This window comes from Streptomyces sp. WZ-12 (genome assembly GCF_028898845.1).
Classification (GTDB): Bacteria; Actinomycetota; Actinomycetes; order Streptomycetales; family Streptomycetaceae; genus Streptomyces.
The window spans coordinates 8,144,904-8,171,874 of record NZ_CP118574.1; the positions used below are offsets into that span (position 1 = coordinate 8,144,904).

Genomic DNA, 26,971 nt, shown 5'->3' on the forward strand with positions numbered 1-26,971 from the left:
CCAAGATCACCGCGTGCGACGACGCCGTAGGCTCACCAGGTGGCAACGAATGAGGTAAGCGGCGGAAGCATCAACAACGCTGTCCAGATCGGGACCCTTCGAGGGCAGCTCACCGTTGGTGAGGTGCAGCTCCATGGCGATGTGTTTCGGAACTTCCTCCGTGGGGCTCAGGCGGTTCGCCAGTGCCTTCATGAGTGGTGGGCGCAGATTGAGCAGGAGTGGACGCCTGACCGTGCCGCCGAGGCGCGGGAGATCGCGGGCGAGGCGCATCGACTCTTGGATGTGTTGGGGGACTTGGCGCTGCAGCAGGACCTGGAGGCTCCGCAAGAGGTCGTGAATGCGTCGATCAATGTGGAGAGCGCTCTGCGGAAAGCCGTTGGGGACCTTGAGGTTCTGTGCGGTGCGGGTGGGGCGTGGAGTGTGGGGAAGCCGCTGGCGTATCCCGATGCGCTCTTCCTGGATGACGTTCTCTGTGACTATGCGGGAACGGTGCGCATGCACAGGGGACTCGCTTGATGGTGAGAGTTGACTGCCTGGCGGTCGAGCCGGTCGAGCCACTCATTGAGTGGCGTGGAGGTTGGTCGACGCCGTAAGGGGAGTGGAACGCGTAGGAGCCCTTGGGGAGGGGCGTTCCGTCGAAGCCCCGCAACGCTCGTTCACAGATCAGGGTGCTTCGTTGCCACGTGGTAGTAGCCCGAGTGGAAAACCAAGGGGGTGCCGCCGTCGGCCTCGTACTGCTCGACCTCGCCGAGGAAGATGAGGTGGTCGCCGGCGTCGAGGCGTTGGACGGTGCGGCATTGGAAGCGGGCGACCGCGCCGTCCAGGAGCGGGGTGCCGGCGATGCCAGGGGTGGTGGGGATGCCGCGGAACTTGTCGTCGGCCGGGGTGGCGAACTGGCGGGAGAGGTGGTGCTGGTCGGCGGCCAGTACGTGGACGGCGAAGTGCGAGGCGTCGGTGAAGTCCGGGAGGCTGGGGCTGTTCTTGCCGGGGCACCAGAGGACGAGGGGTGGGTCCAAGGAGACGGAGGTGAAGGAGTTCGCGGTCATGCCGACGTTGCGGCCGTCGGGGGCGCGGGCCGTCACCACGGTCACGCCGGTGGCGTACTGGCCCAGTGCGCGGCGCAGTTCGCGGCCGTCGAAGCGGGCGGCGTGCTGGGTGCGCTTCTCGGCGAGGAAGCGGTGTGCCTCGGCCTCCTCGAACCACCAGCGGTAGAGGGTGCGCGGGTCGTCGAATCCGGTGGCGAGGGCGCTTGCGACCGAGGGGATCTCGGCCGCGGCCGTCAGCAGTGCGCGGTGGTGCGGACTCAGCTCGGAGAGCAGGGAGTTGGTCCAGCCGACGGCCCATTGGGCCCAGCCGCGCCAGAAGTTGTCGAAGGTGCGCTGCATCCACTGCGGGGTGAACTCGGCGGCGCCGTGGCGGAGGACGCTGTCGAGGTAGTGGGTCGCTGCCTGGGCCGCGTTGTTCGATCCCTGGCCGGTGATCGGGTCGTTGAGGACGACGGCGTCGGCCATGCCGAGGACGCGCCGGCCGGAGGCCAGGCGGGCGACGGGATGCCGGACGGTCGGAGTGAGCCGGCCGCGCAACACACCGCCAGGGTCGGTGAGTTGGGCGTCCCGGTAACGCTCGTACGCGTCGGGGAAGAACCGGTGGAGGATTTCCAGGGAGCGGGTGAGGTGCTCTTGGGGCGTGCGGATGTCGTCCCAGCAGTCCATCGGGCCGCCGGGGACGCACTCGAAGACCATGATGTCGCAGGGGCCGGTGGTGGTGAGGGCGGGGAAGGAGAAGTATTCGCCGACGCCGGGGATCAGACGGTAGTGGACGGCGGATTCCGCCTCCCGCGGCGCGGTTCCCCTGACGTACGTCAGAGCCAGTGCGCGGCGCGGTCGGTCGTACGGCGAGAGTTCGGGGTTGCGCGGGAAGAGTCGGCTCAGCTCGCCCTTGCCCGTGGAGACCACGACGAGATCGTGCGTACGGGCGTACCACTCCAGGTCGTCGACGCCCGCCTCGTGCAGCACGACCTCGCCGCGGCCGCCGTCCGCGAACTGCTCGATCCAGGCAGCACACTTGACCCGTTGGTCGACGGAGTGGGCGGGCCCCTCCAGCGGTGCCTGCCAGGAGATGCCGGGGGTTCCGTGCGGGCCGATGAGGGAGAGCGCGATGCCTGAGATGTTCGGGGCCTGGTCCTCCCAGTGGTGCAGGCCGAGTGCGCGCTCGCTCTGCAGCGCGGTGTCGAACATGCACTGACTGGACATGACCGGGCCGCGCCGGATCGCGTCGGGGTCGCGGTCGGTGACCAGGGTGACGTCGTAGCCGTGTGCCTGGAGCCCCAGGGCGAGTTGGGCCCCCGCCTGCCCGGCCCCGACCACCGCGATCCTTCTCATGCCCCGCCGACCCGCTCTCGTTCCGTCTCTGGCTACGGCCCTCGGTACTTACGTACGTATCATCGCCGCTCAGGCAGTGACTTTGGCCAGGTAGTTCTTCGCGGCGGCCGGGTCCATGAACCAGTGGAAGAAGTCGCGGGGGTCGTCGAAGCCGTTCACGAAGCGTGCGGCGATGCGGGAGTTGGCGCTCGCTGCGGCGAAGAGCTCCAGAACGTGCTGCGGCGGGGCGCCGAGCATCGCGTTGGTCCAGGCCGTGGCGGACTGCGCGTTGTCCCAGAAGCGACCGAAGGCCAGCTCCATGAACGCGGCGTCGTAGGGGCGCTCGCCGTGGTCCAGGATGGTGGCCAGGTACGAGGCCGCGCACTTCGAGGCGTTGTTGGAACCCTGGCCGGTGATCGGGTCGTTGAGGACGACGACGTCGGCGAGGCCGAGCACCCGCGCGCCGGAGGGCAGCGTGGCGACGGGCTTGCGGACGGTCGGCGCGAAGCGGCCCGCGAGGGTGCCGTTCCAGTCGGTGAGCGCGACATCGGTGCAGCGCTCGGCCTCCCACGGGACGTACGCCCGCAGCAGTTCCTGGAACTTCGCCAACTGCGCGTCGGGGGCGAGCCCGTCGAAGCCGTCGAGCGGGCCACCGGGAACGCCCTCGAAGAACATGATGTCGCAGGGGCCGCTGGTGGTGAGGCTGGGCATGGTGAAGTACTCGCCCAGGCCGGGGATGACGTTGAAGCTGACGCCGGGGCGGTCGGGCAGCGGCGCCATGCCGGTGACGTACGCCAGGGCCAGCGCGCGCTGCGGAGCGTCGTACGGGGAGCGCTCGGCGTCCCGCTCGAAGAGCCCGGCGATCTCGCCCTTGCCGGCCGCGACGATCATCAGGTCGGACTCGGCGGCGTAGCGCTCCAGGTCCGCGAGGCCGGCCTCGTGGATCTCCAGGCGGCCACCGCGGCGCGCGAACTCGCCCATCCAGAGCGGCATCTTGACGCGCTGGTCGATGGAGTGGGCGGTGGCGTCAAGGCGGGCGGCGAAGGAGAGCGCCCGGCCGCCCTGGCCGTTGGCGATGCTCACGCCGAGCCCGGCGATCGACGGGCAGGCGTCGCCCCAGAAGTCGAGGCCGAGGTTGCGCTCGTGGGCCAGCGCGGTGCCGAACATGGCCTGGCTGGACATCACCCGGCCCTCGCGGATCTGGTCGCCGGTGCGGTTGGAGACGATGGTGACGTCGTAACCGTGGTCGATCAGGCCGATACCGAGCTGGAGGCCGGCCTGGCCGGCTCCGACGATGGTGATCTTGCGCATGAGGGGATCTCCGGAGGGTCGGGGTGTGCGGTCTTGGGAGGCGTCGTGCGGTGCTGTGCGGGGCGTGCGCTGGTTCCGGCGTTCGCGTCGGCGACGTTGTGTTGGGGTGGCGCCAACGGATGGGGCGGTCTGGGGAGGAATGCGGCTGCCCGCCGGAGGGGGGACCGGCGGGCAGCCGCGGGGAGCTGGGTGACCTAGGACCGGGGGATTGGTCCTAGGGCACCCGGCTGGCTAAAGGGGACCGGCCGACTCTGCGAACTGGGGCAGCGGTTGCGCGGGTGCCGCGGGGTGCAAAGGCGCGCCCTCGTCGACTCTCGCCGGCCCGGTGGCGGGTGGCGGGCGCAGCGCCTCGCGTGCGTGCTGTCTGCTGGACGTGACTCCGCCCGTGACGAGCGCAGCCCGGCCCGGCACTCCGTGCATTGTTGCTTCCCTGGTTTCTTCTCGGGCCCGCGGCGGTCGGTGATCAACCTTGGTATGGAAAGATCACCCTCGCTATCCGCATCGCGCGGGTTGCTGTCCCGATTGCGCATCTCGGCGGTGGAGGTTCCAGATGCCCGCTGAAGAGCCGCCCCTCGCAAACCATCAGCGATTCCACACAACGGACATTTGGGAAGCGCGGGCCGAGGTCGGCCGCGCCTTCTGCCCGCACGAACTGCGCATCACGCAACGCTCGGCGACGCTCGACGCCCGGCTACACGGCGCACCCTTCGACCAGACAGGTCTGTACTACCTCGACTACGGAACGGAAGTCCGGATAACGCCGGGCGACCTGGAGAGCTTCTTCCTCGTCCAGATCCCGCTCGCCGGTTACGCCGAGATCACCTGCGGCCGGGAGCAGATCATTTCCTCTCCCGAACTCGCCTCCGTCCCCTCTCCGACCGGAAAGCTGGACATGCACTGGGGCGCCGGCAATCCGCAACTGATCGTGTGGTTCGACCGGTCGTCCCTGGAATCGCACCTGGGCAGCCTGCTCGGCCGCACCGTGCGCCGCCCGATCCTCTTCTCGCTCGGCATGAACCTCACCACCCCGGGCGCCCGCTCCTGGCTCAACATCGTCGACCTCATGCGCCGAGAGGCGGAGGGGCCCGAGGGCCTGACCATGACGAACCAGCCCATCGTCACAAAACAGCTCGAATCCCTGCTCATGACCCAGTTGTTGATGGCCCAGCCCAACAACTACACGCCGGCACTGCTCGGCGAGCAGCCACGCGTCGCGCCACCCACGGTCCGCCGCGCCATGGAGATCATCGAGGGCCACGCCGCCGAGCCGCTCACCGTCACGGAGATCGCGGACTGCGTCGGCGTCGGCGTGCGGGCCCTCCAGGAGGGCTTCCGTCGCCACCTCGACACGACCCCGCTCGCCTACCTCCGCGAGGTCCGCCTCGACCGCATACGCAAGGAACTCCTGGCCTCCGACCCAGGCACCACAACGGTCACCACCATCGCCTCCCGCTGGGGCTTCCTCCACCCGGGCCGCTTCTCCGTCGCATATCGCGAACGGTTCGGGGAGACACCGTCGAAGACTTTGTGGGGGTAGGGGTGTGGGGCATGGGTGGGGGCGGAGGACCGGCGGAGGCTCGTCTGGGCGAGGGGATGACAGCGGGACCGCAGTGCGCATCGCGGGGCCGGATCGTCCTCGTTGGGCCCGATACCGCGATGGCGTCGGCAGGCAGACGGCCAACTAGACGGCCAACTGGTCAGGGTGTGGTTGTGGCGGAGTTCTCCCTGACCTGCGCCGGCCCGCGGAATTCCGCACGCACACCCACGCTTCGTCACGGCGCCTGGGCGCAGGAGCGGAGAACGCCGATGTCCCCCGCGACATCCATGTCGCGAGGGATCGGCGGATGACAGGGCCGGGCGGCGCGGCACGGTCCGGCCACACGGGACTTCAGCCCTGAAGCCCTGACCGGACGTCCCGTTGGGCCACGAGGTCGAGTGCCGGCAGTCGGGACAACTCGGCGCGCGCGGCACGCATCACGGCGCCGTACCGCGGAGCACCGAGCACGGCCGTGATGGCGTCGGCGATCTCGCCGCGGGGCGCCGTGAGGTCCAGTGCGCGCCCGAGGCCGCGGCGGACGAACGCGGCGGCGTTGGCGGGTTGGTCGGCGAGAACTCCCATGACCAGGACGGGCGTTGCGCCCTGCACCGCGTCGAGCAGGGATGCCCGGCCGCCGTGTGTGACGAACAGGTCCGCGTGGCGCAGCAGCGCGGGCTGCGGGACGCGCTCGACGACCTTGATGCGGGGGTCGGGGCTCCGCAGGTGCGCCGCGTGAGCGCCGGCGGACACGATCGCATCGCAGTCGATCGCGGAGAGCGCGGCCATGATCTCCCGGTAGGCGCTGCTCACGACGGTGTGGAGATCGGCCATCGCGGTGGTCAGGGTGCCGAGGCTCACGTAGACGAGCGGACGGGAGGAGGCGGAGCGGTCCGGCGGCTCGGGCAGGGTGGTCCGGAACGCCGCCACGGTCCGTCGGACCGCCTGTGCCGAGGGTGGGGGAACCGGGTAGAACCACGGGACCGGAGCGGGGGTGACCATCGGCGGCAGCACGGGCGGATCCTGGTCGTACTGCTTGTAGAGGGGGAGCAGCGCGGGTGCGACGTCGGTTTCCCAGAGGTCCAGGAGCACCGGCCCGAGGCCGTTGTCCGCTGCGAGCAGGGGCAGCCCCAAGACCGTGGCCGCGAGGTGTGCGCCGAGATCGCTGCACTCGGCGATCACCAGGTCCGGGCGTGTCCGTGTCCACGCGGCGAGCAGGTCACGGGCCTTCGCCTCGGCCTGTTCCGGCCAGAGGTGACCGAAGGCGTACCGGTTGAAGGGCGCGTTTCCCCTGTCCTTCCAGATCTCGCTCGCCGTCTGCTGAACGAGGGGATCGCAGGTCCAGTTCGTTCCGGCGCCGTGGAACTCCACCCCGCGCCGCAGGGCTTCGCGGTGGAACATGGGGGGAGCGTGGAGCGAGACGCGGTGCCCCTGCTCGACGGCCGGGCAGATGACGTAATCCAGCGCGGACACGTGCGAAGGTATCGGCTCGGCGGTGATCGCTATCCGTAAGGTCACGGACACTCCATGGTTCTCGTCGAGGCGGGACTCGGCGATCTCATCACGTCGCCACCGACTACGGTCAGCGGGGCGGTGGTTGTGGTGACAACGGGGACATGTGCCTCCTGATCCCGCACGAAGACCCGGAGCGGTGGGCCGCGCTCAGTTCCGTCCACGGCGTCTACGGCGGCAGCGTGACCACGGGCCTCAGGTGCTTGCGCGCCCCCGTTGGGCGGGCCAGAGTGACAGGGGCTTAGGTGAGTCCGATTTTTCCAGTCCACCCGTATTCATGGAGGAGTCCCGCGTGACGGAGTTCGAGCAGTGGGACATCGTTTCCGGGGTGGGCTTGACCGCGCTTGGGGTGGCTGCGGGGCGGGCGTTGGAGAGCGAGCGGGACGATCGGTTGGTGAGCGATCCGTATGCCGGGGAGTTTGTGGCGGCGGCGGAGGAGGCGCCGGTGCCGGTGCCTCGGCGGATCGGTGAGCTGGCGCAACTGTCCGAGAGCGCGCGTGAGATGTGGGTCTCATTGGCGGCGTACATGGGTGTGCGGTCGCGGTTCTTCGATCGGTTTCTGATGGGGGCGGTGGCTGGGGGGATCAGGCAGGTGGTGGTGCCGGCCGCGGGGTTGGACGCGCGGGCGTTTCGGTTGGACTGGCCGGCGGGTGTGGAGTTGTTCGAGATCGATCAGGTGCGGGTGTTGGAGTTCAAGGAGGGGGTGTTGGGTCGGCTCGGGGCGCGTCCTCGGTGTGGTCGGCATGTTGTTCCGGTTGATCTGCGGGGGGACTGGCCGGTGGCGTTGCGGGGTGCTGGGTTCGATCCGGGGCGGGCGAGCGTGTGGTTGGCGGAGGGGTTGTTGCCGTTCTTGCCCGGGAAGGCGGAGCGGCTGTTCTTTGAGCGGATCAGTGCGTTGTCCGCGCCTGGTAGTCGGTTGGCTGCGGAGCACTTGGCGGCGAGTGTGCGACCGGTTGTGGAGGATCCGGAGTTTCGCGTGGTGACGCGGCAACTCGGGGTTGATATTGCGGAGTTGTGGCACTTCGAGGGTAAGGAGGACCCCGATCGGCAGCTTGCCGCCGCCGGGTGGGAGGTGCGGGCCGTGCCGGTGCCCGAGGTCGCCGCGGTGTATGGGCGGGAGCTCCCCGGCGTGATGGGGCGCGCCGTGGTGCACGCCCGCTTCCTCACCGCCGAGCGGTAGCGATACCGATACCGGTTGCGGTAGTCGGGGTGAGGAAGCGGTTCGTGCGGTAGCGAATGTCAGCGGTCTCTGTTCGGTGGCCTACCCAGTGGCCTATTCAGTGACGTGCCCGGTGACTTGCCCGGTGGCTTGTCCAGTGGCATGGCCTGCGGCCTGTTCGGTGGTCGGGCAGCGTTGTGGTGGTCAGACGCGGGCACCGTTGTCCCGTGGGTCTCTGCGGCGGGCCGTAGGGCGGCGGGACCGTCGTGGTGCGGTGGTGTTGCCGTTGCCGCGTTGGGTGAGGGTGATGGCCAGTGGGGTGGCGGTGAAGATCGAGGAGTAGGTGCCGACGGCGATGCCGATCAGGAGGGCCAGGGCGAAGTCGGTGAGGGTGTCGCCGCCCAGGACGGCGAGTGCGGCGAGGATGAAGACCGCGCCCATGCCGGTGTTGATGGTGCGTGGCACGGTCTGGAGTACCGCGTGGTTGGCGAGGTCGGGGAACGGGGTGCCGCGGGCGGTGGTGCGTAGTTCGCGGACACGGTCGAAGACCACGACGGTGTCGTTGACGGAGTAGCCGATCACGGTCAGTAGGGCGGCGAGGAAGACGCCGTCGACGGGTTTGTCGAGCCAGGCGAAGACTCCGACGAGTACGAGCACGTCGTGTGCCATGGTGATGACGGCGGACAGGGCGAAGGCCCCTTGGAAGCGCACCGTTAGGTATACCAACTGTGCGGCCAGCGCCAGGCCGAGGGCGATCAGGGCGCCGCGCCGGAGTTCGTCGCCCAGGCTCGGGCCGATGAGTTCGTCTCGTATCTTCTCCGCGCCGTTGCCGAGTTCGTCGACGACGCGGTCGGTGGTGGTGAGTTGGTCGGTCGAGAGGCGTTCGGTGCGTACGGTCAGGGAGCGGTCGCCGGAGGTGGTGACTTGGGCGCGGTCCAGGCCCGCGGTGCCGAGGGCGGTGCGGGCGCGTTCGGCGTCGACCGGGCGGGAGGTGGTGTACTCGATCATGCGGCCGCCGGTGAACTCCACGCCGTAGTCGAGGCCGCGGACGGCGATGCCGGAGGTGGCGAGCAGGACGGTGGCGCCGCTCAGCGCCAGCCATCGGCGCCGGTGACGCATGAGGTCGGGTCGGCGGCGGGTGAGCCAGGTGCGGACGCGGCCGAGGCCGGCCAGGCCGGTCAGTCGGGGGCGGCGTTGCACCGGACCCCGGGCGACCGCGAATTCCGCGAGGACCCGGGTGATCAGCAGCGCGCTGACCATCGAGGCGGCTACCCCGATGCACAGGGTGACGCCGAAGCCGCGCACCGGTCCGGAGGCGAAGGCGAAGAGCAGCCCCGCGGCGAGGAGGGTGGTGATGTTGGTGTCGGCGATGGCGCTGAGTGCGTTGCGGAAGCCGGCCGTTAGGGCGCTGCGGAGGGTGCGGGGGCGGGTGCCGCGGCCGGCGGCATACTCCTCTCTGGCGCGCTCGAAGACCAGGACGTTGGCGTCCACGGCCATGCCGATGGCCAGTACGAACCCGGCGAGACCGGGGAGGGTGAGGGTGGCGCCCAGGGCCAGCAGGGCCGCGTAGGAGATGAGCGCGTAGCAGGCGAGGGCGAGCGTGGCGAGGGCGCCGAGCAGGCGGTAGATGACGGTGAGGAAGAGGGCCGTCAGGGCGATGCCGATGGCTGCCGCGGTCGCGCTGGAGGTGATTGCCTGGGCGCCCAGGGTGGGGCCGACGGCGCGTTGTTCGACGAGGTCCACCGGTACGGGCAGTGCCCCGCCGTTGATGAGCAGCGCCAGTTCCCGGGCGGCGTGTTGGTCGAAGCCGCCGGTGATCTGGGTGTGGCCGCCGGTGATGCCAGTGCCGCAGGCCACGGACGGTTCGACGGCCGGTGACGAGATGATCTTGTTGTCGAGGACGATGGCGGCGCGGCGTGCCGGGTCGTGTGCTGCGACGCAGGCTGCCTGGCCGGTGAGTTGGGCCCAGGCCCGTTCGCCGGTGCCGCGCAGCCCGAGGCCGACGGACCAGCCGCCGCCGCGTTCCGCGTCGAACTCGGCTTCGGCGCGCCGCACTTCGGCTCCGGTCAGGGCGGCGGGGCCGAGCCGTAGTGAGGTGCCTGAGGCGTCGGGGAGGACGGTGTTGCGGTTGCCGTCGGTGGGCTTGGTGCCGTGGGGGGCGGTGCCCAGGACCGGGTGGACGGTGAGTTGGGCGGTGCGGCCGAGGACCTCGGCGGCCTCGTCGGGGTCGTGGACGCCGGGCAGTTCCACGACGATGCGGTGGTCGCCGGCGCGGGTGAGGTTCGGCTCGCTGACGCCGAGGGCGTCGACGCGTCGGCGGAGCACCTCCAAGGTGCGGTCGGTGGCGTCGCGGTCAGCGGCTGTGGTGGGGGAGTCCCGGGTTTCCAGGACGAGTTGGGTTCCGCCGCGCAGGTCGAGGCCGAGTCGGATGGGTTGGGTCAGCGCGAGGAAGGTGGAGAGGGCAAGGATCGCGAGCGCGAGTAGCGCCCGCACCCTCGTGGCGCGGGTCAAGGTGCCTCCAGCAGGCATGCGCGGGCCGCGGGTGCGGCCCGGTGGGATGGGTGTGGGAGGGGACTGGAGGCGGGGGCGGGGCGCGGTCGCGGCAGCGGCCGGCGTAGTTGGGGGAGTCGGGGGTGGTGGTTGTGGTCGGCGCGGACCGCCACGTGTGGTGCGGCGGGCCCGTCGAGCGGAGTGCCGGGAGGGTGGCCGATACCGGTGCGGGGAAGGGGAGATGACGGGACGTCGGGAGGGTGAGACGGGGAAGATCGCGGGGGTGCCCCGCGGTGTCGTCGGAGGCGGCGGGGCGCACGCAGGTCGTCGTGCCGGATGGCATCACGTTGACGGTCGCCGTGGCGGACACCGCTGTGTCGACGGCCGCCGTGGCGATTCCCGTGAGCCCGGGGACGAGCAGGGTCAGCGTGGTGAGGAGGGCGAGCAGCGCGGAGCGGCCTCGCCGAGCTATGTGAACAGACACAGTGCGCAAACCCTCCCTTACCGACACTGTGCCATGTTGCTGCTCGCGATGCCCGCCAGAGGTCGCGCCTTCCGCACGTCAGCCGGCCGTGTCACGGTCGCCTCCTCCGTGTGGTCCGCCGTCGCGGGGCAACGTGCTGACTGGCCAACGCACTAAGCTGGCGGCGGAAGTTGAACGACCGGTCGGTAGTGGACGGAAGGTGGCCGAAACATGGCGGTGCCGGAGGACTGGATGGGGGCGCGGCCGCAGGAGCCGGTCGAGCTGCATACGGATCGGCCGCATGCCGCCCGGGTCTACGACGTGTTGCTCGGCGGCAAGACCAACTACCCGGCGGACCGGGAGGCGGCCGAGCGGACGCTCGCGGCGCTGCCGTTCGCGGCCACCATCGCCCGCCAGAACCGTGGCTTCATGCACCGCGCGGTCCGCCACCTGTCCGCCGAGGCCGGCATCCGGCAGTTCCTGGACATCGGCACCGGCATCCCGACCCTGCCCAACCTCCACGAGATCGTTCAGGTCGGGGCGCCCGAGTCCCGCGTCGTCTACGCCGACAACGACCCGATCGTGCTGGCCCATTCGCGGGCCCTGCACACCAGTCACCCGCAGGGCCGCACCGCCTACATCCAGGCCGATCTCACCCGCCCCGGGGCGATCCTGCGGAACGAGACGCTGCAACGGACCCTGGACCTGAGCCAGCCGGTGGCCCTGACCCTGATCGCGGTGCTGCACTGGCTCCCGCCGGCGTGCGACCCGTACGCCGTCGTCGGGGAGTTGATGGACGCGTTCGCACCGGGCAGCTATCTGGCGCTGACCCATGTCACCGGTGACTTCGAACCGGAGGCGCTCCAGGAGGTCTCGGACAACTTCGAGTCCAAGGGCTCGCACGTCAACGTGCGGAGCAAGGGCGAGGTGCTGCGCTTCTTCGACGGTCTCGAACTGGTCGACCCCGGCCTGACGATGGTCCACCAATGGCGCCCGGATCCGGTGGAGTTGGGCGCGATCACCTGGTCCGACGCGGATGTTCCGCTGTATGCGGGGGTCGGCCGGAAGGGCTGAGCCGCAGAGGGAAGGGCCCCATCCGTGCTGGCGTTGCGGGTGGGGCCCTTGTCCGTGTCGTCCGGTGCGTCCGGCGGGAGGTGCGTCAGATGAGGTCAGTCGGCGGCCGGTAGCGCTGCCCAGACCGCCTTGCCGTCGGCGGTCGGAGTGGTCCAACCCCACGAGGAACTCAGGCAGTCGATGATGTGCAGCCCGCGCCCGCTCTGTGCGAGGTGGTCGGGCTCCCGCAGGACCGGAACGTCCGGACTGTGGTCACAGACCGTGCACAGGACGAGGTCCCGGCAGCGCAACAGGCCCAGCCAGAGCGGATGCGGGGCGGCGTCGCGGGGTGGCGCCGCGGGCTTGGTGAGTCCGTAGCGCAGGGCGTTGGTGAGCAGCTCCGTGACGACCAGGAGGGCGTTGTCGACCACGGGCTTGAGGTTCCAGCCGCTGAGCGTGGTGTGGGTGAACCGGCGTGCCTCCGCGGCCGCCTGGCCGTCCGCCGTGAGGGCGCGGGCGGCGAGCCCGTCGGGGTGGGCGGTGCGGTCGTCGGTGAGCGGGAGGATGCGCGGTGCCTGCGCGAGCCAGTGGCCGAGGGGCAGGGTGGGGAACGGGGCGGCAGTCGAGCCTGCCGGGCGGATGGTCATCACGAACTCCGTGGCGCCTCTCAGACCTTCGTCACGAACGGTGATCCTGGACCACTATCCCTGGCCAGCGCTGGCGCTGCAAGTGCATCTGCAATTACATTCGAGACGAACGTAATTGCATTGGTAAGTGCAGCCGCACGTGCGGCAGTTCGTGATGCTGGATGAGAAGCCTGTACGGAGAGCGAGGGAGCAGCGGGATGCAGCAGTTCGACAACGGTGTGTCCGCGGACCTGATCGAGGGCGCGGTGTGGAGGAAGAGCAAGCGCAGTGCCCCCGGTGGCGACTGCGTGGAGGTCGCCAAGCTGGCCGACGGTGGTTTCGCCGTCCGCAACTCCCGTGACCCGCACGGGCCGGCGCTCATCTACACGCGGGCCGAGATGGTCGCGTTCGTCGGCGGCGCGAAGGACGGCGACTTCGACGCGATGGTGGCCTGAAGGGCCACCCGGTGGCGGGCCCATCCCGGTGGGCCCGCCCTGCATGACCGCCCCAGAGGGCTCGGCGGCGCATTCTCACCCTTCCCGGCGGGAGGATGGCGCGATTCTGTACCTGACGCCCGGTAAGTGCGACACTTGGCGTATCAACACTGTCGCTTACGGGAGTTGGGATGACCGCCATGATGCGGCCGGAAGGCGAGCTGTCGATAGCGCGCTACCTGCAGGAGCCCCAAGTGGGGCCCACTGCGGCGCGTATCGTGCTGGGCGCCCAACTCCGGCGGCTGCGAACCGCGGCCGGGATCTCGCGTGAGGACGCGGGCCGGGCCATCCGTGGTTCGCACGCCAAGATCACCCGTCTCGAACGGGGTCAGGTCGGTTTCAAGAGACCTGATCTGGTCGATCTGCTCACGCTCTACAAGGTGCTGGACCCCGATCGCCGCGCCGAGTTCTTCGAGCTCGCCGACCAGGCCAACTCGCCCGGCTGGTGGCACGAGTACAGCGATGTCCTGGAGGACTGGTTCGAGCTCCACCTCGGCCTGGAGGAAGCCGCCGCGCTGATCCGCACTTACCAGGTGCAGTTCCTGCCCGGACTCCTCCAGACCGAGGAGTACGCCCAGGCCGTCACGCGCATCGGCTACCCCAACGCACCGCAGGAGAAGGTCGACCGCATGGTCGCCCTGCGGATGGAGCGCCAGAGGCTGCTCACCCGGCCCGAGGCCCCGCGGCTGTGGGCGGTGGTCGACGAGGCCGTGCTGCGCCGCCCCTTCGGTGGCACCGAGGTGATGACCGCCCAGTTGCTGTACCTCCTCAAGGCGGCGCAGATGCCCAACGTGACGCTGCAGATTGCCCCGTTCAGCGTCGGGGCGAACGCGGCGGCCGGCGCGCCCTTCAGCATCCTGCGCTTCTCCGAGCCGGAGTTGCCCGACAAGGTCTACCTGGAGCAGCTCACCAGTGCCCTGTATCTGGACAAGCAGGAGTCGATCGACCAGTACACGGCCGTGATGGACCGCCTGTGCACGGAGGCCAACACCCCAGAGGAGACCGGCGACTTCCTGAATGCGCTGATCGACCAGATGACGTGATTCCGACTCTGCCGTGAGCCTGACTCTGCCGTGAGCCTGACGCTGAAGTGAGTCTGACGCTGACGTGAGCTGGACGTCCTGAGTCAGCTGGCCTGAGCCGGCTGACCTGGGCCAGGTGAGCTGCGGTGATGCGCCGCCCGCTACGGTCCCAAACGGGCGGCGTAGCGGGCGGCGCATTTCGGTCATGAGCGGGCGGTGAGCACCAGCTTGCCCGTGACGCGGCCCGTTTCGCCCTCGGCGTGGGCCTTCGCGGCCTCGTCGAGCGGGTACGTGCCGGAGACGTGCGCGCGCAACTGGCCGGACTCGACCAGCGCCGCGACCGCCGCCATGCCCGTCTGGTCGTGCTCCACGATCATCATCCGGCTCCGCACACCCAACTCCCGTGCACGCGCCGTCACTTCGGCCGCGTCCCCGGGCACGATCGACAGCAGCATGCCGCCGGGCCGCAACACCTTCAGGGAACGCAGGGAGGTCTCGCCACCCAGCGTGTCGAGCACCACATCGACGTCGGTGACGGCTTCGGTGAAGTCGACGGTGCGGTAGTCGATCACCTCGTCCGCGCCCAGGCCCCGCACGAAGTCGTGCTTGGCGGCGCTGGCCGTGCCGATCACATACGCTCCCCGCGCCTTGGCGAGCTGCACCGCGAGGTGTCCCACGCCGCCGGCCGCCGCGTGCACCAATACCCGCTGCCCCGGCTCCAGTTGGGCGTTGTCGACCAGCGCCTGCCAGGCGGTGAGGGCGGCCAGCGGCAGCGCGCCGGCCTCGACGTGGCTCAACGCGGCGGGCTTGGGTACGAAGGCGCGGGCGGGCCCGGTGACGTACTCGGCGTGCGAACCGGCGCCGTGCGGGTACGGCAACATGCCGAACACCTCGTCGCCGGGTTGGAAGAGGGTCACGCCGAGCCCGACGGCCTCGACGGTGCCCGACACGTCCCAGCCCAACGTGAACGGGGGCTCGCCCAGGAAAATGCCGTGCCTGCGGTGCTTCCAGTCGGTGGGGTTGATCCCCGCCGCATGGACGGCGACGAGGACCTGGCCGACGCCCGGCTCGGGGCGCGCGGTCTCGACGAGCTCAAGGACGTCGGTGTCGCCGAGCGTACGCTGGCTGACGGCCTTCATCGTCGGGGCGGGGGTAGAGGTGGTGTTCTCAGTCATGCATCCAGCTTGCCGGGCGCCCCTGACCTGGGCAATGGCAAGATTGCCATTTGTCGATAGAATCGTGCCATGACTGCTGAGCGCCACCCGCACCGCGTCGTCGTCCTCGCCCTCGACGGCGTCTACGCCTTCGAGCTGGGCATCCCCAACCGGATCTTCCCCCTGGTCCCCGGTGATGCGTACGAGGTCGTCACGTGCACGGTGAGTGACGACCGCACGGTGGCGACCAACGCCGACTTCACGATCACCGTCGAGCACGGACCGCAGGCATTGGAAACCGCGGACACGGTCGTCATCCCGCCGTACGACGTCCGGCTCCTCACCCGCGAGCTTCCTGACCCCGTGCGCGACGCCCTCGCCCGGATCAGGCCGGGCACCCGCATCGTCTCCATCTGCACCGGCGCCTTCGCACTCGCCGCGGCCGGCCTGCTCGACGGGCGGACCGCTACGACGCACTGGGCGCTGGCAGACCTGTTCCGCCAACTGTTCCCCCAAGTAGCCCTGGATCCCGAGGTGTTGTTCATCGACGACGGTGACGTGCTGACGTCGGCGGGCGCCGCGTCCGGTGTCGACGTGTGCCTGCACGTGGTGCGCCGCGACCACGGCAGCGCGGTCGCCAACCACGTCGCCAGGCACTGTGTCGTGCCACCGTGGCGCGAGGGCGGACAGGCCCAGTACATCGAACAACCCATGCCGGAGGAGGAGACCAGCAGCACCGCCACCACCCGTGCCTGGATCCTCGCGAACCTCGACCGGCCGCTCGCCCTAAGGGAGTTGGCGACGCACGCCCGGATGAGTCCGCGCACCTTCGCGCGGCGCTTCCAGGAAGAGACCGGTACGAGTCCCGGCCGGTGGCTGATCCAGCAACGGGTGCACCGGGCCAGGCACCTGCTCGAATCCAGCGACCTGTCCGTCGACCGCATCGCGGCAGAGGTCGGCTTCGCCACCGGCACCTCGTTGCGGCAGCACCTGCAGTCGGCGATCGGGGTGTCGCCACAGGCATACCGCAGGACGTTCCGGACGGGGGCGGAGCCCCAGGCGGCAGCCGGGACGTAGCGCCAGCCAGGAGCGGCGGGCACGGCCCCGTGCCGACCGTGGGGACGAACGCCGTGGCGCGCTCAACACGTCACGCGACTAACCAGGGCTCCATGCCCTCGAAGGCCCCAACGGAAGGGTCTGTGACCGAGGGTGGGGTTCATGGCCCGTGCGTTCGTATGTTCACGGGAGTGAATGCGCGCTTGGACGGGTGCCATGCATCCGGTCGGGCGTGCAGCGTCACCGTCACCGTGATCGAACAGGTCGTCATCGCCTCCGACGGCATCACTACCGCGGCACTGGAACGGCGGGACGTACGACTGACCCGCGAGCCGGGGGAGCGCAACGTGTCCTGGCAGCTACGCCCTGACGGTATCCCCGCAAGTGGCCCCCCCGTTGGCGCCGTTGGCCGGTGAAGCGCTCCTCGCACAGCGTTTCGGCGGCGCGGCACCTTGAGCGGAAGCGCCTTGGGAGCCCACTACTGCACGGCACTTGAAGGGGGCCCGCTGGCGTTTCGGGGCTCAAGAGACCTTCCCGGGCGGCTAGGGTCGACGACAGCTCTCAGCGGCTATCAGGACACCCAGCACTGCTGGTTCAACTGGAACAGCGATGGCCGTCGCCGTCGGGCCCGACTGGCTCTCCATGCCTCACGGAACGTCAGATTCGTACAACATGTCGTCGGTCATCCCGCGGTTTTCCATTAGAGGCCCTTTGTGGCGCGTGTTTTTGATGAAGGGGATGCGGTGTCACTGCGTAGGAGATGGTTCCTAGGGGTGGCGGGGTTCGCGTTGTGTGCAGACGCTCTCCGCGTCGGGCTGGGGGCAGTGGCTCCAGCATCCGCCGGGCAAGACGTGGGCGCGTCCATTCTGCCAACCGTTCCTGGCGGAAACCCGCTGGCAACGGGACTGTTGGGACACCTTCCCTTGCCGGGGCCGGCGCGCAACCGTGCGGAGGAGACGTACTGGACTGCCCAGAGGATGGCCGAAGCGGTCCCGGTCGACGTAGCAGACACCCTTCGCCTGGGAACGTCACTACTGACAGCCACAAAGAACCTTATCCGCACCGGCGAGCTCCCCCGGGCGGCCGAGCACTTCGAAGGTATGCCGATGGTCGGGACCTTCTTCTTCGACGGCAGTCCAGTAGACGGCAAGGCCACGTACTGTACGGGCAGCGTGGTGCACAGCAACGGTCACGGCCTCGTCCTGACGGCCGGGCACTGCGCCTTCGGCCTCACCCACGCCAAGCACGCCATCTTCGTCCCCGACTACCGCTTCGGACGCCCCGCCGCCGCTCAGCCCTACGGCATCTACCCGGTGACGCGCCTCTTCATCGACCCCCGCTACCAGGCCAACACCAAACAGGCAGCATCGGACCTGGACTTGGCGTTCGTCCAAGTCTCCGCGAACGCCAAGGACAAGACCGTCGAGACCGCCGCCGGTGCGCTGACATTCGCCCGGACACCCGGTTACGACAATCACGTCACGGTGGTGGGCTACCCCTACTCCGACACGGCCAACCGGTCTCATCAGGCGGTGCGTTGCGCTGCCGCCACCCGTCGACTGCCGGGCTTTCGACAGATGCAGATGGACTGTGAGGGCCTCTCCGGGGGCGTCTCTGGCGGCCCCTGGGTCAGCGACTACAGTCCTTCCGCGAGGACCGGAAAAGTCATCGGGAACGTCGGCGGCTACAACGGTGGCGGGAACGACGCCAACGACGACAGCGTCAGCTACTCACCCCTGTACGGCAAGGACGCCCAAGACCTCTACGACGACGCCAACGCAGGCCGCACAGTCCACCGCCCGCACACCTACAAACCGGTCGATTCCCGAACTCCATGAGGATCCGAGGCGCATTCGCGCACGCGATGCGACAGCGACGCGAGCGTCCCGCACCGCCGCTGCCGGCCCCCACCAGAAGCTGCCACATATGCAGTGGGATGATCACAGAGGCGAACGTAACGGACGGAGCGACATGACCTTTCAACCGGGCCTCTGGATCCCACCCAACCCCAACGCCCGTCATCCATCGCCCTATATCGCCGGCTCCATCGCTGGACTTGCGGCCTTTCATTCCGCTTTCTTGTGGTGTGTCATCCTGACCTGGCCGCTCGCGGTCCTGCTCACCGCGACGAGCGCGATCGCGGCGGCCGTTGGTCTCTACGAGGCTCGACGCACAGGTGCAGGCTGGGCGGCAGCATGGTGGGGCCTGGGCTTGTCCTGCGCCGCAGTGGCGTTCAGCTGCCTCAACGTCTGGAATCTGACGCGCGAAATGGGCACAGCCTGACGCGCTGTCCGCCGCACCCGCCAGCAACCCACGCATCCTCCCCACTGGGTTCGCTCATCTCGGCTGGGCGGCCGCCAAACCTCCGCCTGTGAAGTGCGTTGCCACGCGCCTCGATGTGCTCGGGTGCCGACCGACGGCATCGATCGAACAAATGGTAATGACTGGACAAAAGTCGGGTATGCCACGACGATGTTTTTCCAGGTCCGCGGGCGGCACGGGGGCGAGCCGCTCATGTACTCCACTCCGAACGTCCGCGCTGTCCCCGCACGTACAACGGAGGAACACCTCGCCATGAGCTTCGGCGACCAGAACAACCCCTACGGGCAGCCGCCGGCCACGCCCTACCCGCAGCAAGTGCCCCAGCCCGGCCAGCCGTACGCCCCCTACCCGCAGCAGGCCGGGTACGCCGGTGGTCCCGTGGTGCCGACGGTGATGCCGGGGCTCACCAAGGCCGCGCGGATCATGATGTACGCGATCGCCTCGATCCACATTCTCATCACCCTGGCCTTCGGCGCCGCGGTCACCCAGATCGACAAGGCGGTTGGCGAGGCTGGGGCCGGTGGCACGATCACGACCGCCAACGGCCAAGACGTGGACGTATCTACCGTCGCCAACGTCGGCAAGGGCGTCATCGGCTTCTTCATCCTGCTCGCCCTGCTCTTCGCGGTCATCGGCTTCGTGCTCGCCGCGCGCTACGGCAAGGGCGGCAACGGAGTCCGCGTCGGCTCGATCGTCTACGCGTCCTTCGGCACCGTCAGTGGCCTGTTCAACATCGCCAACTGGGGCCTCGGCCTGGTGGTGTTGGTGCTGTCGATCCTGGTGATCGTCTTCTGCGCCAAGCGCGCCTCGGCCGAGTGGTTCCAGCGCCCTCGCTGCTGACCGCGCTCCCATTCCCGGCCCCAAGGCCGCGCCGCAGGCTACCCGAAGCCCCCCGCCCAGGCACGTTGCTGCCTGGGCGGGGGGCTTCGGCGCGTCGGCCCCTGCCGACCCCAGTCCTACGAGCGCTCGCCACAGCATGTGACGAACGCCCACGGGGTCAACCGGCGAAGCTCCCTGCCGCAATGCGCAATGCCGCAATGCCGCAATGCCGCAAGGACGTCCCTGACCGGGAACCGCCCCAACGGTCAGGCCCGCTGCCACCGTTCGAGCATGCTCGCCAGTTCCTCCGCGGCGAATTCAGAGAAGTCGCGGAGCTTGGCCAGGCGTGCGCCGGCCTCGCTGTCCTCGCCGCCGACCATCTCCACGCATTCCGCGGTGGTGTCAGCGAGAGAGCGCAGCCAGCGGTTCCGGAAGCCGAACATCTCGGCCCACAGGTCTTGCCCGAGTTCATAGCGGTCACGGCGGGTTCCCGGGACGGAACTGCGGTATACGAGTTCCACCTGCATGAGGTACTGCACCGCCTTGGACACCGTGGCGGGACTCACCTGGAGTTGCTTCCCGATCTCCGCGGCGGTCAACGCGCCCTGCGGCGAGGTCAGTAGAGCCGCATAGACCCTGGCCGACATCCGTGACATGCCGATCGCGGCGAACTGCGCCGCCAGGCGCTCGACCACCCGGTCACCCCCGGACGCAGAAGGTTCGCCGCCGGGTTCGGTGGGCTGTTCGGGCATCTCCTCGCCTCTCCGGAAGGGCTGTTGCCGTCCGATTCCGACGTTGACAGCGTACGCAAGTCATCGTACGTTTCCAATATTCGAAACGTTCGCATACTTGCGTGCTGTAGTGCGAGGGCGCGCCCAGGCGCAGGCCATGCCGTGAACACGATCCTGATCGAACGGAGCCGAGTGATGACCGAGCGGGTCGCTCTTACCGGAGTCACCGAGACGATGCTTGCCACCCTGTACGGCAAGGCGCTGCAGAGCCGGGATCCCTCCCCCCTGCTGCCCGACGCGCAGGCCGAGCGTGCGGTCGAGCGGATCGACTACGACTTCGCCAAGCTGAAGATCGACAGGAGGACCGCGCTGGCGACCGCGGTCCGCGCCCTGTACCTGGACCGCTGGGCCGAACAGGCTCTGGATGAAGAGCCGAACGCCGTTGTCCTGCACCTGGGTTGTGGGCTGGACAGCCGCTACCACCGGATCGCACCCGGGCCCGAGGTGAGTTGGTACGACGTGGACTACCCCGAGGTGATCGAGATCCGTCGACGCGTCTTCTCCGAGAAACCCGGCTACCGCCAGGTCGCCGCTTCGGTCATCGACCCCGCCTGGCTGGCCGCCGTCCCCGCCGACCGCCCCGGGGTGATCGTCGCCGAGGGCCTCCTGCAATACCTGACCAGGGATCAGATCTCCGTACTCCTCACGCGCCTGGCCGCGCATTTCCCGTCGGGCGTGATGATGTTCGACGCGTGGAACTCGCTCGCCATGCGCAGCGGCTCCCGTCAGAGAGCGATCAAGGCAGCAGGCGCCCAACTCGGCGGATTCGGCATCAACGACCCGCACGTCATCGAGAGTCTGGCGCCCGGCCTGCACTTCGACACCGAGCAGACCTTCCTGAACGTGCCCGAGCTGGCGCGGCTTTCCAAGCCCAGCCAGATGATGTTCAGGGCGATGCACCGCATCCCGGCTCTGCGCTCCATGGGCCGGCTGCTCCGCTACCGGTTCTGACCAGGCCGGGCGGGCAGGCTTTTTGCGCTGTCGCAGTAAGGGACGGGGCGCGGATGGGTCCCCTTGCCTTTAAGCAGAGCGAGCCAGGTAGGACGATGCTCCTTCCCGTCCGATCTCCGGAAACGGGCCCAACGGCGATGGAGCGACGGTGTGCCCGGCCTGAAAGCGGCCTGGGAGTCGTCCCGTTGGCCGCGCATTGCTCAACTGCCCACCCAGAGAAGGGGGTTCAGGTGTCGGTGGTCGGGAGCCACCGAGTTCTCCGGCTAGTCGGCGGAGCTCTCGTTGAGGAGTGGGGCGAGGCCGTCGAGGAGGCGTTGGAGGCCGAACTCGAAGAGGGCGTCGAGGTCGAGGTCGTAACCGGCCGTGGCGAGGCTGGAGAGCGTGGGGAACCGACCGGTGCCGAGAATCGCCAGGAGCGCGGGCTCCTGGGTGTCCATCCACTCCTCGCTGTCGAGTCCGCTGTGCGCCTCGGCTTCTCGCTCCGCCTCCAGGTTGACGGCGATGCCACGAGCGTAATTGAGCAGCGTGAGGTGCGCGGTGAAGGCGGACTGCAGGTCAAGTCCGTGCGCGTGCAGAGTGGCAAGCATCCACTCGCTGTACGGCAGCGCCGAGTTGATCATCTGAGGGCGGGTCACCGACAGGGCCGGCGCGAGCCACGGGTGACGGCGGAACAGGCCCCAGAGCTGCCGGGCCGCCAGTTCGATCGCGGCCCGCCAGCCCGACGGCGGGTCACCGGGCAGCGGGTCCTCCGCCATGACGCTGTCCATCATCCGGATCAGCAGGTCGTCCTTGTCGGCCACGTGCCGGTACAGCGACATGGTCGCCACCCCGAGCTCGGCGGCCACCCGGCGCATCGAGACCGCGGCCAGCCCCTCCGCGTCGGCGACCGTGACGGCCGCACCGACGATCCGTCCGAGCGTGAGCGCCGCCTGGGGCGAGGGTGCGTCGGGCGGCCCGCCGGGGCGTTTGGCGGCAGCGGGTCGGGAGGTCCGCGCCGGGCGGTCCGGGGCCGTCACGACCGTTCCGACACCAGAGACGGCGCGGACCAAGCCCTCGCGGCGTAGCTCGGTGAGCACCTTGGTCGCGGTCGCCATGGCGACGCCCCACTGCTTGGTGATCTCTCGGGTCGAGGGCACGCGATCGCCCGGCGCCAGTTCGCCCGTCTCGATCCGCCGCCTCAGTTCGGCGACGATCTGACTGTAGCGCGGCACTGCCTGTCCGCCCATCGACACCCCTCCGCACTAGAGCACCTCGACGGACGCCATCCTAGCCGCCGACGTTGGGTGATCTCCCTGCGCAAGCACCTCTCCCGACTCCCTGTACTAGTGCAGCACCATCCAACATCCCACATACACGGGCATTTTCAAGCTTGCGCGAGCCGTTGCGTACGCCGTACTTTCACCGCATGCCGAACAACGAGATACTCATCTGCGGTGCTGGCATCGCAGGGCCCGCGCTGGCGTACTGGCTACGCAAGGGGGGCTTCACGGTCACGGTCGTGGAGCGCGCGCCAGCGCCCCGGCCGGGCGGGCAGACCGTGGATCTGCGCGGCGCCGGCCGCACCGTGATCGAACGGATGGGTCTGATGGACCGGGCCAGGGCGGAGAGCGTGGACCAGCGCGGCCTCGCCCTCGTCAACACCGCAGGCCGGATCACCGCCCGACTGCCCGCCGACAGCTTCGGCGGCGAGGGGATCGTCTCCGAGATCGAGATCCTCCGCGGCGACCTCGCCCGTCTGCTGTACGAGGCCACCCTGCCGGACACGGAGTACCTCTTCGACGACACCATCACCGAGATCGATCAAAACGCGGACGCGGTCACCGTCACCTTCGAGAAAGCCGCGTCGCGCCGGTTCACACTCGTCGTCGGCGCGGACGGACCGCACTCCGTGGTACGCGCGCTGGCCTTCGGCCCGGAGCGGGACTTCGTCCACCCGATCGACCTCTACACGGCCTGGTTCACCGCTACCGACGACCTTGAACTCGACGGCTGGTACCTGATGCACAACGCGCCCGGCGGACTGGTCGCCTCCGCACGGCCCGGCCGCCTGCCCGGCGAGATCAAGGCCGGCCTCAGCTTCCGCTCGACACCCCTCGCCTACGACCGTCGCGACGTCGCCGCCCAACAGGAGCTCGTGGGAAGGCGCTTCGCCCACGCCGGCTGGGAGACCGCACGCCTGCTGCGGGCGATGCGCACCGCCTCGGACTTCTTCTTCGACTCCATGGGCCAGGTCCGCCTCGACAGTTGGTCGCGCGGCCGCGTGGCACTGCTCGGCGACGCCGGATACTGCGCGACCTCGCTGACCGGCCTCGGGACCAGCCTTGCCCTGGTCGGCGCCTACGTCCTGGCCGGTGAACTCGCCGCCGCCGAGGGCGACCACCGTGTCGCCTTCCGCCGCTACGACACGGTGCTGCGCCCGTACGTGAGCCAGGCACAGCAGCTTCCGCCCGGCGGAGCCGCCGGGTACGCACCGTCGGGCCGGATCGGCATCCGGCTGCGTGACCTCTCGATGCGGTCGATGACCCACTGGCCGATGCGGAACCTGCTCGCCGCCCAGTTCGCCAAGGCCGGGGGCATCGCACTGCCGGAGTACAGCGTGCCCGTTGTGCCGGACGGGCAGGTCAGTGCCCTCGCCGAGGCGGGTGGCGACGGCGTCGAGGGTTTCGGGACAGGCCGCGGTTGGTGACGGTGTGCCAGCGGGGGAGCGGAGCCGGGCGCGTAAAGCGTAGCCGCCTCGTCGTCGGAGCCAAGGAGGCCGCCGACGATCACGCCGCACTGTGCTCGTGTGACGGGGGTCGGCTCGATCCGCAGCCGGTCAGTGACGCACTCACCCACATCAGCGCCCTCGTTGGGGCCGACAGCACCGACCTGTGAGCTGACGCCACCTCGTAGCAGGCGTTGCGATCGGCGCCTGCCGTCGACCAGGGCGAGGAGGCTGGTGAACTCCTTGACTGCGTCGAGCGAGGGTCTGAAGTAGAGGAAGACTCCGGCTTCTTGTGTCTCGACTTGGCCATGAGCAAGCAGCAAGCTGGCACCGGCTCTCCTAGGACCGCGTCGCTCTCGCGCAGTCGTGCTCCGAGGGCTCGCCCCGCCCGACCGGCGCGCTGCGGTCGTAGGGGTCGACTTCCGTGCCGGCCTCGTCCGCCCGGCGGTCCGTGCCGAAGGGCGGGACGAAGTAGCCCGTGGGGGCGCCGCAGCCGCCGTTGGTCATGTCGTACTTGTTCGAGAGGATCGAGAACGTGCCCGCCTCGGTGCTCACCTTGTCGGGGTCGTCCCAGCTCAGGACCAGCTCTCGCCGGACGATCGTGCGCACGATCTCGTCGTCACCGCCCGCGTTCGCGCGGGTGACCGGGTAGACGAAGGTGACGTCCGCGGTCACCTGGAGCGCGCCGTGCTCGCCCTCTCGGTAGGTGAGTCGTCCCCGGGTCTTCACGACGTCGCCAACCAGACGGGTGCGGGACGGCTGGAAGCGGCTGAAGAGGAAGAGGGGGTCGTTCTTCTCGCTCGGGGTTCGGAAAGCGGTTGTCAAAAAGTCTTGGACGTCCCTCTGGTGAGGGTTGATCAGTGCGATTGCCTTCTCGGGGTGTTCGCCCCGCAGCACCCCGTGGTCCAGGCTGGAGGCGACGAGGAAGTCGCGGCTGCGGGCGAGGGCCCGCTCGACCTCGGCCGTGCTCATCCAACCCACCGCCCTGGCCTTCGGCACGGTAATTCCCGCCGCTCCGCTCGCCCAGCTCGCAGCTGGCGAGCCGCGGAACGGCTCCTCCATGGTGGGGCGTTGGCCCGCCTCCGCCGGGGGCGCCTGGGTCGGACGGGCGGTCTCGGCCGCCAGCCGAGAGGAGGCAGCGCCGGCGAACAGGTCCACTATTCGCCCGGGCGCGAGCGCCGCCACCAGCAGCACCAGCGAGGCCAGCAGTCCGACCACGTACCACCCCGTGCGCCGCTTGGGCCGCGCGGGCGTGTAACTGCGCCAGCCCTCCGGGCCGCGGCCGGGCTCCGCGCGCAGCCGCTTTGCCACGTCGCGGGCCCGCGCCGACGGCTCCTTGGGCGCGTCGGAGGCACCCGCCACGGACTCGCGCAGGAACTGCTCCCACTCCTCGTCAGATCTGGACGAGCCGTCCGGCTCCATCCCCGCGTCCATCCCCATACTCCCTGACAATTAGTAGACCGCGTCCCACTCCCCTGGGACGCGTCCGAATGATGACACAGAGCACTGACAGCGAGGCCGGCACACCTCCGCCGTCGCCGCCGACAACCCCAACACTGCCCTTTCACACCCCCAAGGCAGCCGCGAATGAGCGCTCGCCGAAGCGCTCCTCAGCGAAACCGAGCGGTGTCCATCCACTCTCCCCCACGCAGGTGGTGGTGCTCCGGGACAGGACCTCTGGGGCCGGCATGGGATCTCCCGATCGGATGGACGCGGCCCTGCATGCGTTTTCCGGCTCGCACATCCCATCCAATCCCATCCATGGAGAAGGATCAGGAACGGCGGCATCAGTCGCCGCTTTCCCGACTGCCGTGGATGCTGTCCGACTGGTCACGGCAGTCGACGGTTCGCCGACGCCCCGGCAGGCGGGGGACCGATGACATACGTCTGACGGTCCGAAGGTTCCGGCGCGGGGTGATGTGATGCTCCCGCCGTACCTTCGACGAGTCCGGCCCACAGCCGGGATGCTGCCGGGCGCCCCACCACAAGTGGAAAAGCATGTGGTAGGTAGTCAGAACTCTGTGTTGATGGGGCAGTTCACGGATCGCTGTGCTGGTGAGAGGTCTGAACGGACTCCTGGCGGGCAAGTATCCGTTCCCGCGCGTCCGGCGGGTGGTTGTGTGCGGAAGAGCACCGTCGGGATCGTTGGGGCCCGGTGCGGGCAGCAGGCAGCCGGTGGGCAGTTTTGGGGCCGGCATCGGTGAGTTTCTCGTCGGGGTGTTGCAGACCACCAGGGAGAGCGACGGCACCCCTCCCCCTCGCCTTACTCCTGCGGTGCGTGCGCCGCCGCCACGATCCTCTGCAGGGCTGCGGCGTGCCGCTGGAAGGCCCGCCGGCCGTGTGCGGTGAGTCGGATATGGGTGTGCCGCCCCGTACGGTTCCGGCTCTTGCGTACCTCGACGTACCCGGCGTCCGCCAACCCGGCGACCTGCTTGGACAGCGCCGAGTCGCTCGTCCCCACCGTGTCCCGTGTGAAGCCGAACTCCACCCAGTCCGCAGGAGCCAGCAGCGCGACGACCGCGAGCCGGGCTGGTACGTGCAAGAACTCGTCGAAGTCCGGATCCATCAACTGCGGTCGTCCCGGCGGGTGATGGCCTTGATGACCGGGCGAGTCGCATAACCGGCCGCCAGGGTCGCCACGGCCACGACGGCCCCGGCAACCACACCCGGCGTCGAGAACCCCAGCAGTCGGGCGCCGATCATCGCTGCCACGAGGATCACGATGGCAACACCCCCCAGCCACAGGGAGAACACCCACTCGGCGCCGGACGGCTTCCGGCGGACCGGGGCCCGCCGCTGATGCACGAACAGCATGCCCGCCATCAGGCCGCCCGCCGCCAGGAGGGTGAGGGTGCGCCACGGGTTCGGTAGATCGTAGGCCGCACTGAAGCCGAACACGGCCAGCGCGGAGACGAACAGGTAGGGGAACGAGGAGCCGTGACGCACATACGCATCACGGGTCTGTTCCTGATGGTGGTGTATCGCGTCGAGCGCGGTCCGCGCGTCGTACGAGGCCATGGGTCCCCCTGGTGTCCTGCCCGTCTTAGGTACTTGCGTATGAGGAAAGTACCACCTACTTTCCTTCAGGGAAAGAAGGTCGGGATCTGAGGATTGGATCTAAGGTCGGGATCTGCAGCGCTCCGATCAGCG

23 protein-coding genes are annotated in these 26,971 nt (G+C 69.3%); 12 read left to right on the forward strand and 11 right to left on the reverse strand.

What is annotated here, in order from left to right; all coding sequences use genetic code 11:
- Positions 1-39 precede the first annotated feature (39 nt).
- Complete coding sequence (locus tag PV796_RS35740) at positions 40-516, forward strand: hypothetical protein (RefSeq protein WP_274917898.1); 477 nt, start codon at positions 40-42, stop codon at positions 514-516.
- Positions 517-656: 140 nt separating this feature from the next.
- Here PV796_RS35740 and PV796_RS35745 read toward each other — a convergent pair whose 3' ends face one another.
- Positions 657-2,381, reverse strand: coding sequence for a styrene monooxygenase/indole monooxygenase family protein (locus PV796_RS35745; protein WP_274917899.1), 1,725 nt, complete (start codon positions 2,379-2,381; stop codon positions 657-659).
- Positions 2,382-2,450: 69 nt separating this feature from the next.
- On the reverse strand, positions 2,451-3,671 hold the full coding sequence (locus PV796_RS35750; protein WP_274917900.1) for a styrene monooxygenase/indole monooxygenase family protein: 1,221 nt from the start codon (positions 3,669-3,671) through the stop codon (positions 2,451-2,453).
- Positions 3,672-4,221: 550 nt separating this feature from the next.
- On the opposite strand from PV796_RS35750, the gene PV796_RS35755 reads away from it, so the two are divergent.
- Positions 4,222-5,208: an AraC family transcriptional regulator gene (locus PV796_RS35755; protein WP_274917901.1), complete on the forward strand. Its 987-nt coding sequence runs from the start codon at positions 4,222-4,224 to the stop codon at positions 5,206-5,208.
- Positions 5,209-5,559: 351 nt separating this feature from the next.
- Here PV796_RS35755 and PV796_RS35760 read toward each other — a convergent pair whose 3' ends face one another.
- Positions 5,560-6,723, reverse strand: coding sequence for a glycosyltransferase (locus tag PV796_RS35760; protein ID WP_274917902.1), 1,164 nt, complete (start codon positions 6,721-6,723; stop codon positions 5,560-5,562).
- Between the two features lie 286 nt (positions 6,724-7,009).
- Between PV796_RS35760 and PV796_RS35765 the strand changes: the two genes are divergently transcribed.
- On the forward strand, positions 7,010-7,897 hold the full coding sequence (locus PV796_RS35765; protein ID WP_274917903.1) for an SAM-dependent methyltransferase: 888 nt from the start codon (positions 7,010-7,012) through the stop codon (positions 7,895-7,897).
- Positions 7,898-8,080: 183 nt separating this feature from the next.
- Here PV796_RS35765 and secD read toward each other — a convergent pair whose 3' ends face one another.
- Entirely contained in the window at positions 8,081-10,405 is a 2,325-nt protein-coding gene (gene secD, locus PV796_RS35770; RefSeq protein WP_274917904.1) for a protein translocase subunit SecD, read from the reverse strand.
- A 655-nt stretch (positions 10,406-11,060) separates the two neighbouring features.
- Here secD and PV796_RS35775 point away from each other — a divergent pair.
- Positions 11,061-11,903 (forward strand): SAM-dependent methyltransferase, encoded by an 843-nt coding sequence (locus PV796_RS35775; RefSeq protein WP_274917905.1) that lies wholly within the window; start codon positions 11,061-11,063, stop codon positions 11,901-11,903.
- Between the two features lie 95 nt (positions 11,904-11,998).
- Here PV796_RS35775 and PV796_RS35780 read toward each other — a convergent pair whose 3' ends face one another.
- Positions 11,999-12,529, reverse strand: a complete 531-nt coding sequence (locus PV796_RS35780) for an ATP-binding protein (RefSeq protein WP_274917906.1) — start codon at positions 12,527-12,529, stop codon at positions 11,999-12,001.
- Between the two features lie 197 nt (positions 12,530-12,726).
- Between PV796_RS35780 and PV796_RS35785 the strand changes: the two genes are divergently transcribed.
- Both PV796_RS35785 and PV796_RS35790 read left to right on the forward strand, forming a co-directional pair.
- A complete protein-coding gene (locus PV796_RS35785; protein ID WP_274917907.1) occupies positions 12,727-12,963 on the forward strand; it encodes a DUF397 domain-containing protein in 237 nt (78 codons plus the stop codon).
- A gap of 170 nt (positions 12,964-13,133) precedes the next feature.
- A complete protein-coding gene (locus tag PV796_RS35790) occupies positions 13,134-14,045 on the forward strand; it encodes a helix-turn-helix domain-containing protein (RefSeq protein WP_274917908.1) in 912 nt (303 codons plus the stop codon).
- Between the two features lie 182 nt (positions 14,046-14,227).
- Here the strand turns inward: PV796_RS35790 and PV796_RS35795 are convergent, their stop codons facing one another.
- Positions 14,228-15,199: an NADP-dependent oxidoreductase gene (locus PV796_RS35795; RefSeq protein WP_274917909.1), complete on the reverse strand. Its 972-nt coding sequence runs from the start codon at positions 15,197-15,199 to the stop codon at positions 14,228-14,230.
- Between the two features lie 69 nt (positions 15,200-15,268).
- Between PV796_RS35795 and PV796_RS35800 the strand changes: the two genes are divergently transcribed.
- From PV796_RS35800 to PV796_RS35815, 4 genes are all read left to right on the forward strand, one after another.
- Positions 15,269-16,255 carry a GlxA family transcriptional regulator gene (locus tag PV796_RS35800; RefSeq protein ID WP_274917910.1) on the forward strand — a complete coding sequence of 329 codons (987 nt, stop codon included), beginning with the start codon at positions 15,269-15,271 and terminating at the stop codon, positions 16,253-16,255.
- Between the two features lie 1,085 nt (positions 16,256-17,340).
- On the forward strand, positions 17,341-18,072 hold the full coding sequence (locus PV796_RS35805; protein ID WP_274917911.1) for a trypsin-like serine peptidase: 732 nt from the start codon (positions 17,341-17,343) through the stop codon (positions 18,070-18,072).
- A gap of 133 nt (positions 18,073-18,205) precedes the next feature.
- Complete coding sequence (locus PV796_RS35810) at positions 18,206-18,517, forward strand: hypothetical protein (RefSeq protein ID WP_274917912.1); 312 nt, start codon at positions 18,206-18,208, stop codon at positions 18,515-18,517.
- Positions 18,518-18,808: 291 nt separating this feature from the next.
- On the forward strand, positions 18,809-19,396 hold the full coding sequence (locus tag PV796_RS35815) for a hypothetical protein (RefSeq protein WP_274917913.1): 588 nt from the start codon (positions 18,809-18,811) through the stop codon (positions 19,394-19,396).
- A gap of 245 nt (positions 19,397-19,641) precedes the next feature.
- Here the strand turns inward: PV796_RS35815 and PV796_RS35820 are convergent, their stop codons facing one another.
- Positions 19,642-20,127, reverse strand: coding sequence for a GbsR/MarR family transcriptional regulator (locus PV796_RS35820; RefSeq protein ID WP_274917914.1), 486 nt, complete (start codon positions 20,125-20,127; stop codon positions 19,642-19,644).
- Positions 20,128-20,301: 174 nt separating this feature from the next.
- Between PV796_RS35820 and PV796_RS35825 the strand changes: the two genes are divergently transcribed.
- Positions 20,302-21,117 (forward strand): class I SAM-dependent methyltransferase, encoded by an 816-nt coding sequence (locus tag PV796_RS35825; protein ID WP_274917915.1) that lies wholly within the window; start codon positions 20,302-20,304, stop codon positions 21,115-21,117.
- 263 nt (positions 21,118-21,380) lie between these two features.
- On the opposite strand, the gene PV796_RS35830 is transcribed toward PV796_RS35825, so the two are convergent.
- Complete coding sequence (locus tag PV796_RS35830; RefSeq protein WP_274917916.1) at positions 21,381-22,343, reverse strand: TetR/AcrR family transcriptional regulator C-terminal domain-containing protein; 963 nt, start codon at positions 22,341-22,343, stop codon at positions 21,381-21,383.
- A gap of 179 nt (positions 22,344-22,522) precedes the next feature.
- On the opposite strand from PV796_RS35830, the gene PV796_RS35835 reads away from it, so the two are divergent.
- A complete protein-coding gene (locus tag PV796_RS35835; protein ID WP_274917917.1) occupies positions 22,523-23,803 on the forward strand; it encodes an FAD-dependent monooxygenase in 1,281 nt (426 codons plus the stop codon).
- A gap of 357 nt (positions 23,804-24,160) precedes the next feature.
- On the opposite strand, the gene PV796_RS35840 is transcribed toward PV796_RS35835, so the two are convergent.
- From PV796_RS35840 to PV796_RS35850, 3 genes are all read right to left on the reverse strand, one after another.
- Positions 24,161-25,255, reverse strand: a complete 1,095-nt coding sequence (locus tag PV796_RS35840; protein WP_274917918.1) for a hypothetical protein — start codon at positions 25,253-25,255, stop codon at positions 24,161-24,163.
- An 829-nt stretch (positions 25,256-26,084) separates the two neighbouring features.
- On the reverse strand, positions 26,085-26,387 hold the full coding sequence (locus PV796_RS35845) for a transcriptional regulator (protein WP_274917919.1): 303 nt from the start codon (positions 26,385-26,387) through the stop codon (positions 26,085-26,087).
- Positions 26,387-26,839: a hypothetical protein gene (locus PV796_RS35850; RefSeq protein WP_274917920.1), complete on the reverse strand. Its 453-nt coding sequence runs from the start codon at positions 26,837-26,839 to the stop codon at positions 26,387-26,389. The genes PV796_RS35845 and PV796_RS35850 overlap by 1 nt, the downstream gene beginning before the upstream one ends.
- Positions 26,840-26,971: the final 132 nt, after the last annotated feature.